The 11,529-nt window shown below is 57.0% G+C and carries 14 protein-coding genes and 1 pseudogene; 7 read left to right on the plus strand and 8 right to left on the minus strand.

Annotated elements, in window-relative coordinates; all coding sequences use genetic code 11:
- Positions 1–52: 52 nt before the first annotated feature.
- A complete protein-coding gene (locus COMA2_RS15540; RefSeq protein WP_090900325.1) occupies positions 53–1,003 on the minus strand; it encodes a hypothetical protein in 951 nt (316 codons plus the stop codon).
- A gap of 515 nt (positions 1,004–1,518) precedes the next feature.
- On the opposite strand from COMA2_RS15540, the gene COMA2_RS15545 reads away from it, so the two are divergent.
- On the plus strand, positions 1,519–1,761 hold the full coding sequence (locus COMA2_RS15545; protein ID WP_090900328.1) for a CsbD family protein: 243 nt from the start codon (positions 1,519–1,521) through the stop codon (positions 1,759–1,761).
- Between the two features lie 53 nt (positions 1,762–1,814).
- Complete coding sequence (locus COMA2_RS15550) at positions 1,815–2,159, plus strand: hypothetical protein (RefSeq protein WP_090900331.1); 345 nt, start codon at positions 1,815–1,817, stop codon at positions 2,157–2,159.
- A gap of 112 nt (positions 2,160–2,271) precedes the next feature.
- Here the strand turns inward: COMA2_RS15550 and COMA2_RS15555 are convergent, their stop codons facing one another.
- Positions 2,272–2,595 (minus strand): RNA recognition motif domain-containing protein, encoded by a 324-nt coding sequence (locus COMA2_RS15555; RefSeq protein ID WP_090900334.1) that lies wholly within the window; start codon positions 2,593–2,595, stop codon positions 2,272–2,274.
- A 387-nt stretch (positions 2,596–2,982) separates the two neighbouring features.
- Here COMA2_RS15555 and COMA2_RS15560 point away from each other — a divergent pair, with 387 nt between their 5' ends.
- Positions 2,983–3,474, plus strand: a complete 492-nt coding sequence (locus tag COMA2_RS15560) for a thermonuclease family protein (RefSeq protein WP_175304655.1) — start codon at positions 2,983–2,985, stop codon at positions 3,472–3,474.
- A gap of 191 nt (positions 3,475–3,665) precedes the next feature.
- Here the strand turns inward: COMA2_RS15560 and COMA2_RS15565 are convergent, their stop codons facing one another.
- Both COMA2_RS15565 and COMA2_RS15570 read right to left on the minus strand, forming a co-directional pair.
- Positions 3,666–4,124 carry a transposase gene (locus tag COMA2_RS15565; RefSeq protein WP_175304559.1) on the minus strand — a complete coding sequence of 153 codons (459 nt, stop codon included), beginning with the start codon at positions 4,122–4,124 and terminating at the stop codon, positions 3,666–3,668.
- Positions 4,090–4,494: an IS630 transposase-related protein gene (locus COMA2_RS15570; RefSeq protein WP_090898248.1), complete on the minus strand. Its 405-nt coding sequence runs from the start codon at positions 4,492–4,494 to the stop codon at positions 4,090–4,092. Before COMA2_RS15570 ends, COMA2_RS15565 begins: the two co-directional genes overlap by 35 nt.
- Positions 4,495–5,026: 532 nt before the next feature.
- Between COMA2_RS15570 and COMA2_RS21405 the strand changes: the two genes are divergently transcribed.
- Complete coding sequence (locus tag COMA2_RS21405; protein ID WP_407919019.1) at positions 5,027–5,347, plus strand: XRE family transcriptional regulator; 321 nt, start codon at positions 5,027–5,029, stop codon at positions 5,345–5,347.
- Between the two features lie 65 nt (positions 5,348–5,412).
- On the opposite strand, the gene COMA2_RS15580 is transcribed toward COMA2_RS21405, so the two are convergent.
- From COMA2_RS15580 to COMA2_RS15590, 3 genes are all read right to left on the minus strand, one after another.
- Positions 5,413–5,835, minus strand: a complete 423-nt coding sequence (locus COMA2_RS15580) for a hypothetical protein (protein WP_090900343.1) — start codon at positions 5,833–5,835, stop codon at positions 5,413–5,415.
- Between the two features lie 111 nt (positions 5,836–5,946).
- The gene (locus tag COMA2_RS15585; RefSeq protein WP_090900346.1) at positions 5,947–6,249 is read right to left on the minus strand and encodes a hypothetical protein; all 303 of its coding nucleotides are present in this window, start codon (positions 6,247–6,249) and stop codon (positions 5,947–5,949) included.
- A gap of 92 nt (positions 6,250–6,341) precedes the next feature.
- Positions 6,342–6,689: a 4Fe-4S dicluster domain-containing protein gene (locus COMA2_RS15590; protein WP_090900348.1), complete on the minus strand. Its 348-nt coding sequence runs from the start codon at positions 6,687–6,689 to the stop codon at positions 6,342–6,344.
- A gap of 389 nt (positions 6,690–7,078) precedes the next feature.
- On the opposite strand from COMA2_RS15590, the gene COMA2_RS15595 reads away from it, so the two are divergent.
- The 3 genes and pseudogenes from COMA2_RS15595 to COMA2_RS15605 all read left to right on the plus strand — a co-directional run bounded on the left by COMA2_RS15595 (position 7,079) and on the right by COMA2_RS15605 (position 9,450).
- On the plus strand, positions 7,079–7,534 hold the full coding sequence (locus COMA2_RS15595; RefSeq protein ID WP_175304657.1) for an NUDIX domain-containing protein: 456 nt from the start codon (positions 7,079–7,081) through the stop codon (positions 7,532–7,534).
- 93 nt (positions 7,535–7,627) lie between these two features.
- Positions 7,628–8,643: pseudogene (locus COMA2_RS15600) on the plus strand (IS110 family RNA-guided transposase).
- 543 nt (positions 8,644–9,186) lie between these two features.
- On the plus strand, positions 9,187–9,450 hold the full coding sequence (locus COMA2_RS15605; protein WP_090900353.1) for a hypothetical protein: 264 nt from the start codon (positions 9,187–9,189) through the stop codon (positions 9,448–9,450).
- Between the two features lie 90 nt (positions 9,451–9,540).
- Here COMA2_RS15605 and COMA2_RS15610 read toward each other — a convergent pair whose 3' ends face one another.
- On the minus strand, positions 9,541–11,226 hold the full coding sequence (locus COMA2_RS15610) for an OmpA family protein (RefSeq protein WP_090900355.1): 1,686 nt from the start codon (positions 11,224–11,226) through the stop codon (positions 9,541–9,543).
- Between the last annotated feature and the right edge of the window lie 303 nt (positions 11,227–11,529).

Raw genomic sequence — 11,529 nt, forward strand, 5'->3', positions numbered from 1 at the left:
TACCGCTCGGATTTACGGCTTTCTCAGGCACCGGGACGGCTCGTGATGGTTGCTATGCGGCCATACGAAACGCCCAGCGGTCCGCATCGCGTCGTATCTGGGCGAGAGCCCGTGTCTCCCTCTGTTGCGCTGCCATGGAAAGCCCTCCCCAAAAGACGGCGGCCAGCATGAGACCGGCGGCGATCATGTAGCTCATCGGGATTTCGGGCCATGATGTTGGTTCCGTAGAGGCGACGGCGATGTCTCGAGAGGTCGCCGGGATAATCGGCTGCACAGCGACCTCTGCCGAGGTCGCATGGCGCACTGAAGCGAATATCAAGCTCGCCAGCCGCTCTTGCTGGACCGCGCGCTCTTGTTCTGACTTCATTTGTACGTGAATCACTTGAACGAGAGCTGTCCCGAGTCGCTCTTGGATCACCCTTGCCCGCAGCCAGTCCTGCTGGGCCGCCTCAACGATGCGGTGTCCAAGCGTGGCTTGCCAGGTCGAGGCGAACTCGTCATGCACACGTAGACCTTGGGCTTCGACCGCGCCGATCATCTTCATGTTGTAGATTGTGCCGTACTGATCACCCGACAAAAGACCGTTCCGAACGCCGCGGGTCGTGAAGTTGACGATGGCACGTCCCTTGATATTCTCGACGCGCGCCATGTGGTTGGCTGGTACGACCTCAGCGTGGTGGAGCACGAATCCCAACGCACGGCCCGAGCCTGATACGAACTCATGGAACGCGAGCGTTGCGCGATTCCACTCGGCAACTGATTGAGTCATGACCTGGTCGATTTGACGCTCGAAAACCGCTTGGTTGAGAAGAGCTTGACCGAAAGTCGGCTGGAGCACACCCATCCCCATGTCACTAGTGGCTGGTTGTTCCGACGCAAGAGCCCCCGGCTGGACCGCCTGATAGGTGCCATTGGCCGCGGCGAATAGCAACAGCGCTCCGAACAGAATGGCGCAGAGTCCGACACCCACGATGATATCAATGGTGTTGTAGCGGTAGGACATACATACCTCCTTGCCATATGGGACAGTCGCAGGTGCGCGACGTGTCACATGGGGATCGGGTCGTCGAGCATCGAGGCTCGATGACAGAAGGTGAAGGGAACGCCGCGAGATGATTGGGAAGGGACGAACTGGAGCAGAGGCCGCGCGTACGATCTCCCCTCAGTTTGATTTCAGTTCGACGGATGACCATAGCCATCCTCCGAGACGAAGGCGGTTGGGAGTACGATACTCACCCTACGCCCTGACGAGAGCCTGGTCAAGAGCCTGTGCCTCTCTACTTGGTCTCCGTTGACAGAGTCTACGGTTGCCTTGTAGGCTGAGGAATGACGTACTGAGCCATCGCTGACTATCCTATCCCTCGCGCGATTCCTTCCCATACCGTTCATGCGCGTCTGATTCCCCGGTCGTCGCCGCTTCTACGCCAGAGTTTCCACGGTTGTCTCTCTACCGAGCAGGCCGGAGGCGTCTTGCCGTCGAGAGGAGTGGAGACCTCACCTTCTCACCAAGGAGTCCATATGAATAAGGAGCAATTCGGGCAATTCTGGGAGCAACTCAAAACGCCGCTCAAGGCCAAGTGGGTGAATATCACGGAGGGGGACCTCGTTGAGATTAAGGGAGATCTGGACAGGTTCGGCACAGTGCTTCAACAGCGGTATGGGGAGCTCCAAAAAGCCGAGGTCGAGCTATGGGCCGATCGCCGCTACGCGCATTGGTCAGGGAACTATCTTGGGTATAAGGAAGAAGTTCCGACGCGGTAGGCCGGCTGTCATCCGGCGTTTCGACAACGGATGCCGCAACCAAGGGAGTGAACATGAAGCGAATCGTGATTAACAGGAGCTATGACGAATTCTGTATCAGCCATAAGGCGCTGATTCGGCTGCGTGAGCTAGGCCAATTACAGGCGCTGGCGGAGACGGATCGTGGCGCCTATTGGCCGCAGGCAGCAGGGCCGCGGGAACCGAGCCTGAATCAATATGGGAAGCTCATCCCGCGGGATGATGAGAACCTGGTTCGTGTGGTGGAAGAACTTCGGGAAGCAGCCGATGGGCATGCTGCGAAGCTCAAAGTTGTATCCATCCCTGACGACGTGAACTGGGTGATTGCCAAGACCGAGGGGGGCGAACAGGTGAGCGAAGTCCACCGTACATGGGGATGAGCGAGCCATTCACTACATGAAGATGGACGCGTGTAAAGTCAGATGAAGTCAGATCGAAGGGGCGCTTCGAGTGAAGCGCCCCTTTCGTCTTCAGTCAGAATGCGTAGCGTGATTAATAGCGGTTGCGGTTGCCCCCACCCCCGCCGAATCGTGAGCCACCGCCGCCCCCACCCCCGCCGGAACGCGGCTCCATCGGCTTCGCTTCATTGACGGTCAACGACCGCCCGTCCATCTGTGACCCGTTCAGGGCAGTGATGGCCGCCTTGGCTTCCTCGGCGGTCGCCATTTCAACAAAGCCGAATCCTCGCGACTGGCCCGTGAATTTGTCCGCAATCACGCGGGCCGATTCGACCGTGCCGTGCTCCGCGAACAGGCTGGTGAGTTGAGATTCGGTTGCCGAATAAGGCAATCCGCCGACATACAATTTTGAACCCATGGGGGTTCCTCCTTCCAAAATGATATTGCCCGAGACACGAGAAGGACTTCAGAGGGGAAGGAGAGGGCCGAAGACGTAGTTGGTGAACGGCTCAGGTCAGGCTTCCGATCAGATTCTCGGCAGGAACAACATCGGTGACAGGCCGTTGAAATTCGTGTTTCATGCGAGGCCCTCCGCACTGAAACATCGACATCCTAACAGGTGCATACGGGAATAGCTACCATGAGCGCTCGGGAATGTCAGGACCCTCTTCCTCTAGGAGGGTGTGAGGGTTTTGCGCATTCCTCGCAAGGCCGTTGTGTAGCTGTACTCCGAAGGGAAAGCGTCTCAGTAGTAAAACCAAGAAATGATTGGCTGAATGGATTACTGACGGTAGCATACGCAATCATGATGAACCGTCGTATCGCAATAGGCCTGGCGCTGGCGTTTATCCTCATCTCTCCTGCGCTTGCCCAGACCGAGTTCGTCGCACGAGTCTTGATCGTCCACGAAGGAGATCGCCTCACCATCCACCACCAAGGTAGAAAGGACATGGTGTATCTTCGCGAGGTGGATTGTCCCGAGCTGAAACAGCCCTATGGGAAACAGGCGAAGCATGCCACAGCTGCTTATATCGCCAACCGTGAGGTCGTCGTACGGAATATGAAACGGGATCGGCAGGGTCGGATGACCGCCGATATTCTGCTGTCGGACGGGAGACAGATCGCGCATGAGCTGATTAAGGAAGGGTTGGCCTGGGCGCAACCTGGCGGGTCCGGCAATCAAGCTCTGAAAGATATGGAAGAACTAGCCAGAGCCGCAGGGACAGGCCTGTGGTCCGAGCCCAATCCCATCCCACCGTGGACGTGGAAATCCACGAGGCCTGCTCGCCACCAGTAGAACCTATTCTCCCCGCGCCTCGGTGAACCTATCTCAGTCCGGTCATGCTGCGCCTGGGTAACGACCATGTGGCACGGAATTTTTGAGTATTGTCTTGGATGAGCATGTCCCTAATTTCGAGACAATACGATCCAATCGTTAAGAAGCCTAAGAATCTTAGAGGTTGACGGAAGCTATAGCTAAGCCCACAATCATTGATAGCCTCTCACGATGTCGTCGAGGGTGGTCTGGTCCTGATACTCGCGGCGCTTCTTGAGAGCGGCGAAGTCATGCTCGATGGGATTGAGGTCGGGAGAATAGGGCGCGAGAAACAGCAGGGTCGCGCCAGTCGCTGCGATGAGCTGCGCTGTTTCGGGTGCGGTATGAAATGCGGCGTTGTCCATGATCACGAGATGGTGGACGTTCAGACGCGGGCACAGCCGCGTCTTCAGCCAGGCGTTGAAGACGGTTGTATCGCAGGTGCCTTCGAATAGACAGGGTTCGGCGAGTCGCCCATCCATGCGAGCGGCGATGAGCGACGTGCGGGGCCGTCGATGCCCGGAAACCAGGCCGTCCACACGCTGGCCTTTGGGCGCATATCCATGCCGCCGCGCCGTCGAAGACACAAACCCGCATTCATCGATGTACACGGGGTGTTTGCCACGGCGCACGAACCGCTCGCGAAGGCGGAGGAACTGTTTTCGTCGGAGCGGGTCGCGTTCGGAATAGCCCAGTCTTTTTTTTACGGGTCACCCCCAATTTTCGCAGCGCGTTCCAGATACAGTGCCGCGAGACCTGGAACTGCCGCGCCCGTTCCGCTTGAGTCTGATCGGGCTGTGCCTCCACATGCCGACGTAACTGCTCCCAATCCAGCTTGCGGGCCCGGCGAGGGCCGGGACGCTGGTACGTCAGGCCGCCAGGCTTGAGCCAGCGGTACACGCTCGCCTCACCGACCTTGAACCGCCGAGCCGCTTCGGCCTTGCTGCCTCCACCGCGAACAAACTCCACAACCCGTTGGCGCAAATCTGTTGAGCATCTCATCCCACAGGATCGCACATGTCTACCGTCAATAGCGATCAGTAATTGAGGGCTTAGCCATAGTCCAGGATAGAGAGTGTGGTATGAAAATTCCCATTCCACATCTTCTGTGGATAACCATGTGAACAAGTCTCATCATTCCGCAAAAGACGGTGCAAATGGCATGTGTATTCAGCGAAGTGCCTATTTTCTAGGCATCCGCCTCATTCTGGTTGTGCCACAAGTAATAGTAGTACTAGGCTAAGTTAGTTACTTTCTTGCATATTCCTAGGAATATTCCTTGACAGGATTCTAGCAGCCTACGCTAAGAGGTGGACGCTTGCGGTAATCCAATGGTTATCCACAGGTTTGCCAGCTTTCTGGGGATGACGGCTCTCAGCAGCAGGAGCGAGGTTTCGTTTCTGTCAAGGGGGCGGAGAAGAAAAGACGGCTCCATTGATGGGGAAGAAGATCTAGAGACCAATTTCTTCAGGGCAGAGCCGAATGGCTGATGCCAGGCACAATCGTATCGCGGAAATGTATTTCTTGATCTGACATTCCAGCGCACGAGGCGGCTGTCACATTGCTGCGGTGCCAGTTCGCTGAACTGTTTCGCAAGTGGGTGGACCGGGAAGGGGTAGGCCAGGCGCAAGCGGCGAAACGTCTTGCTGTTGTTCAGCCTCGTATCTCAGAGATCGCATGCAACAAGGTGGACAAGCTCTCGCTTGACTACCTCATGGGTCTTCGTGCTAAAGCCAAGTCTGCCGCATACATGCATAAGATCGGGTGGGAGCTTCAGGAGAGTGCTGTGTCAGTAGTCCGGCCGGCACGAACCCGAGATGCAGGGAAGGACGACGCGAGATGTTCAACCTCCTGACACGCTCCGGTCCAGACCCTTGCCCACACTTCGGTTGCAGGACGCTGAAGGCCGTAGGGCGGGTGTTATGACCGGGGGCCCTCTGACGACACGCCCACGAAGTAGAGGTGTTTCTCTCTGGTGAGATGCTGCGGTTGGACGATGTAGTCGCCTGTCATCGAAGGAACCCAGATAGACTTTGCAGCTTCCATGTTCCCGCCCGTAACCACCCAAGCGAAGCCGCCCACAATCCCTCCGCCGATCGCATAGGCCATTTTCGCGGCACCGTAGGGAATGGTCAGTGCCCAGCAGGCTGCTTGGAGCCGGGCTGCCTCGGGGCTGGCTAGATTTGATTGGTTGGACGGGCTCGATTGTGATGAACTCGTCTCGGGTATGCCGTCCCCATGAGCCAGCGCAGATTCCCCCGTTGCGACCAGTATGGTGCAGAAGATAGTCCCACTCAGAAGCACCCGTCCGGCCTGCACCCATGGAAAGCGACTCTTGCTCATGGCTGTTCTCCTGTAATTTAGGTCTGTCCTAGCACGAGTGCTCGCTGACGTGCTCTTGGGTTTCTTGGACGGGAACTCCGTGATCGGGGTGTATTCCACCAGATGTTTGGTTTATGGTTCTTCTTTAGGCGATTCCTCGCTCTGTTTGAGCCAGAGTTCAAGCAATCTGGTCTCGCGTTCAGACTGAGAAATGTGCTCCAGCGCGAACGCGCCTGTCAGGCGATCTTCATAAAACGCCCGTTGCTTCGCGTAGGTTTTTTTAAAGGCTTTTGTCTTGAGGACTTTCCACTCAGCATCGGATATTCCAGCATGGGAACGCAAGAGATCGATTTCAATGGCTTGGAACGCAAAGACTTTCGCCAGCACCTTGATGACCGTTGCATTGGTGAGGAATCTTGGACCTTTATCGGCCATGACTCATCGTTTCGGTTAGGTCAAGGCACACGTGACCGCACAGGTGCGTTCTCAGCAACTGAGAATGGCACGGACCCTCGACGTGAAGACGATCAGTTTCGCACGCCGCTCCATACTTTTGCCGGATCGATAGACTTGTCAGGATTGAGGGTTTTTGCTCTTTCCAGCAAAACATCGGCCCCCTCCGGATACGCCGGATCAGAAATGCAGCAATTATCGACCGGACAGACGGCCGCACATTGGGGTTCGTCAAAATGGCCGACACACTCGGTACAGCGATCGTGGGCGATCACGTAAATATTATCCCCCACGCCCTGGCCGTCGCCCACATGGAGTCCCTTCTCCTCCGCGCCGCTGCGAGTTTCGAAGATGGCCTCATTCGGACATTCCGGCAAGCAGGCGCCACAGTTGATACATTCATCGGTAATCAGCAGTGCCATGATTCGGGCCTCCTTCGTCTCTAAGATTTAACACGATGTCTTCTTTTATCGTATTTCCCACAACACACCTTGATGAAACCCTAGGCGCAAGGAGTAGGGCAATCAAGTTGTGTGATGCGCGTTTTCCATCAATCAATAGGAGAGACATGGTGCACCTTTGTCAGCGCTTCTGTCAATGTGCGGTTCGAATTTCTGACGGACAATTCGGCATCGACAAAGGGCGCTCGTCACGTGAGCGCCCACTGAGTTGAAAACCTTTCCGAAGGCGATCAAGTAGGAGGCCAGCAGGCTGAGGAATAAGACGCCATGAGAAGACCGGAAGTCATCCAACGGGAGGATCGGCCATTCCCAACTTTATCAAAGCCCTCCGTTCCAAGATCGGTACGGATTTGCTGCAGGTTCCTACGGTTTCGGTGCTGGCTTACGACGACCAAGGGCGGCTGTTGCTCGTGCAAGACAAGGACTCTGGGTTGTGGGGAGCACCGAGTGGAATCCTCGATCCGTATGAGTTGCCGGCTGATGCGGCAGTGCGTGAGACATGGGAAGAAGCCGGAGTGTTTGTCGATCTCACCCACATCATCGGCGTATTTGCAGGAGAACATTTTGCCGGTGTGTATTCGAATGGCGATCAGCTCGCCTGTGTCACGACGGTCTTTGGCGCGCGTCCTCTCAGAGGGACCCCTCGTCGGGATCATGAGGAGACATCCGATTCGCGCTACTTCGCTCCAAGTGAGATTGATCGCCTGTCGTGCTATCCGCACTTCCAGGTGATTCGCAAGGTGGTGAGCCAGTGCCGATCGCAGGTCTACTTCGGACCGTCCACATGGCAACCCAGCAACACGTAACCTAATGGAATGGACCCATCCCTCTTTTCTCTTGGCTCAGATGAGCGCAAGCTGACGTTCGGGGCTGCACGTAACCTGAACAGGAGGTGATCCATGCAGATAACGACGATGGGAATCGACTTGGCGAAGCAGGTATTCCAGGTGCACGGAATCGATACGCATGGTGCAGTCGTTGTGAAAAAGCGGTTCACGCGGTCGGCGTTGCCCACCTTCATGGCCAATCTGCCCCCGTGCCGAGTTGGCATGGAGGTCTGTGGAGGTGCCAACTTGGAGCCGACAGTTCCGAGCGTATGGGCATGATGTCCGTCTCATGAGTCCTCAGTTCGTAAAGCCCTATGTCAAATCCAATAAAAATGATTGTAACGATGCGGAGGCAATTTGCGAGGCCGTCTCTCGGCCGACGAGGCGGTTTGTAGCGCCCAAGACCGTGGCCCAGCAGGACCTGCAGGGGCTACATCGCATCCGCCAGCGGCTGGTTCAGTCACGCACGGCCCTGATCAACCAGACTCGCGGTCTCCTCGCTGAATATGGCATCACGGTTCCACAACAGGCTGCGCAACTGCGTCGTCGGTTGCCGATTGCCCTCGACGATCCCACAAATGAATTAACGCCGTTAGGCCGTGAGCTCTTTGCCGATCTTGCTCGCGAACTTGCCGGGCCTGAATGAGCGGATCAGTCAGGTCGAGGCCCGAATCAAACACCTCTTTGCTGAGAACGAAGTCTGTCAGCGGCTCGCTCAAGTTGAAGGGGTCGGGCCATTAATCGCCACCGCGGTGATCGCGTCGGTATCGGATCCTCGTGCATTTAAAAATGGCCGGCAACTGGCCGCGTGGCTTGGGCTTGTACCTCGGCAACGGTCAAGTGGCAACACCCAACGGTTATTGGGAATCAGCAAGCGGGGCGACCGATATCTCCGCACGTTGCTGATTCATGGGGCACGCGCAGTTGTCGCACGCGCTTCTGCCAAGCAGGACAGTCGGAGCCGCTGGATCATGGAGATTCAGCGGCGGCGCGGTACGAATCGGACGTGTGTCGCAGTGGCGAATACGAATGCGCGCATCCTGTGGGCCTTGATGGCGAAGGGCGAAATGTACCGTCAGGTTGCGTAACGCCACGGAGATCACAACACACATTCGGAGGTGACCCGCCCCAGACTGCAAGGGCAGAGACAGCGTGATGGCGTAACGGGGACGACCAGCTCTTTTGAAACCTGTAAGGGGAGCAGGCCTTCGCGGCCGTTATCCTGTTAAGGCAAAAGAGCGCACATTCCATCAGGGCCAAGGAGGCATAGCCTCCTCATCATAAGGCCGAATATATGCTAGCAGTCGGGCCTCTCTGGGCCGTGACGTGACAAAGCCCTTGCAAAGAGGATGGGTCCATATATGCTCCCCTTGGGCCGCGGTGAAGCTTTACGTGCGATGCCCCGTCACTGGAAATGCATCGGGTACCTGAGTGAAGGATGAGGCTGGGACTAGTTCTGTGTATCTCGACGAGATAAACTAGGGTCATCGCCCAACCGCTATGCATGGAATCTCTTGGAGCGCTCTGCCATATCGCCGTTCGAGGTGAGACCCGGCAAAACATCTTTTCCGACAACGAGGGTAACTGAAGACACAGGGGGCACGTTTACTTTCAACAAAGGAGCTTATTTCATGGCAGACGTCAAAGAGCAGATCACGAACGCACTGGAGCAGTTCAACCAACAGCGCGATGAGCTTCAAGTTCAGCTTCACTTGGCAAAGGCGGAGGCAAAGGACGAGTGGGCTCGCCTGGAGACCCAGTGGGAAGAAATAAAGCCCAAGCTGGAGGCTGCAAAGGAGGAAGCCGGGAAGACGGCGGAATCCGTCGGCGCCGCGCTCAGCCTGGCAATCGACGAATTGAAGAAAGGCTATGAGCGGCTGCGCGGTCGGCTATGAGCAAGACATCATAATGAACGCGGCGACGAGCCGTCGAAGGGTCGTCAGTGCGGGGTAAAGGGGTCGGAGTGTCTCGGTATCCACGAGGGGCTACCGTTTGAGGAGGGCATCCTTGGCGCTCCGACCGCCCTGTGTTTTCCCATCGCCGACGGCGCCACCCGATTCTGTCCCCTGGGTAATCACGATTTCCATGCGGCGGTTCTTATTCCGGCCTTTTTCAGTCTCATTCGTCGCGATCGGCTTGCTATCGGCGTATCCAATGGCTTTGACGCGGTCGGCCTCGATCCCTCCGTTGATCAGGACCTGAACGGCATGTTCTGCTCGTGCGCGTGAGAGGTCGAGATTATCCCGAAAGCCCTTCCGAGGATCGTTCCGAAGCGGCGTGTTGTCGGTATGCCCGGCAATCTCGATGCTCTGGTAACGGAATCCGTGCAAGGCCACCCCGAGCCGCTCGAGTAACGAGGTCCCACCAAGGGTGACGGTTGCATCGCCTGTGGAGAATAACTCACCGGTTGTCAACGCAAGGGTCAATCTATTTCCTCGCTGCCTCAAGGTCGCGCTGCCTTTCTTGAGTTCAGGCTGTAAGAGATTCGCCAGGCTTTCGCTGATTTTTCCGAGATCGCCGTTTGATGAGAAGGCTTCGCCGTCATCCGTGCCTTCAGGGTCGGGTCCGGTCGGAGTGCTCAAGGATAGGGTGTGATCGATAGGCAGCAGAGACAGGGTGGGAGGGCTCTCTTCTTGCGCGGCGGTCGGCGCGGCTGGTTTGGATGAATTGAGCTCAAACTCCACCAGCAATTGCTTTGCGCGCGTGAGTTCCGCATCCTTTGCCAGGAGTTGGGGATTGAGATCGGCCAGTTTTTGCGTGACGTGCTTGATCTCCTCCTTGACCTGCGCCAGTTCTTGCTCTTTCTTCGCCGTCTGCTGTTCCGCGTCGCCGGCGCGGCGCTTGGCCTGGGCCAGCTCCTGCTCTTTTCCCGCTGTCTGCTGGTCGGCTTCGGCTGTACGGCGCTTGGCCTGAGCCAATTCCTGTTCTTTCCCCGCCAACTGCTGTTCGACTTCACCGGCGCGACGCCTCGCCTGGGCCAGTTCTTGCTCTTTCCCCGACAGTTGTTGCTCAATTTCAGTGACACGACGCTTGGCCTGGGCTAGCTCTTGCTCCTTCCACGCCAATTGTTGTTCGGCTTCGGCAGCGCGCCGTTTCGCCTGCGTCAGTTCTTGCTCTTTCCCCGCCGCCAGCTGATCGGCTTCGACCGCGCGGCGCTTTGGCTGGGCCAGTTCCTGCTCTTTGGCCACAGCCGCCAGCTGTTGTTCGACGTCGGTGACACGGCGTTTGGCCTGGGCTAGTTCCTGTTCCTTCCTCGCTGCCAGTTGTTCGGCTTCGGCGACGCGCCGTTTCGCCTGCGCCAGCTCCTGTCCCTTCCCCGACGTGGCTATCTGTTGTTCGAGTTCAGCGACACGACGCTTGGCTTGGTTGAGTTCCTCGGTTCGTGACGCAAGGTCTTCCCGAAGCTGCTTGGAATTCGCATGGGCGTTGGTGATCTGGGTTGCGATCTCATTCTCCTTGGCATGAAGCTGGAGCACGAGTTCACCGATCCGTTGCTTGAGCTGTCGTTCGAGCTCATCGATTTTTTGCTTGGCCTGCTGAAGATGGGTCTTCGTCACGCTCAATTCGTCCTGCGGCTGTCCGTCTGAATCTTCGGCGGCTATTGCAATGGGGACGGTTCCGCAGCACATGACGATGGATATACAGGCAACGGCGGATAACTTGATGATCATGTCTCACTCACCAATAGAGAAGGTGCAGGATTCAGAACGAATTCGCGCTCCACCAATGGATGGCGCGACACTCATATATCCACGAAGCCCGCTCGCGAGGCATGGGCGGAAACGCCTCAATCAACCGCACCGAGGTCGGCATTTTCCCCGCTTCATGAAAGATAGAGAAAAAATGGAAGGAGATCCTATCGCCTTCGTAATTCGCTTTGCAACGGGTGCAGCGTCCTGATACCGGTTGAGCAGTTTGACGCGACGGAAGATCGAAGTCGCCAAGCCGCGAGGCCTCGAACTCTTCCGTGTTGG

This window comes from Candidatus Nitrospira nitrificans (assembly GCF_001458775.1).
Taxonomy (GTDB): domain Bacteria; phylum Nitrospirota; class Nitrospiria; order Nitrospirales; family Nitrospiraceae; genus Nitrospira_D; species Nitrospira_D nitrificans.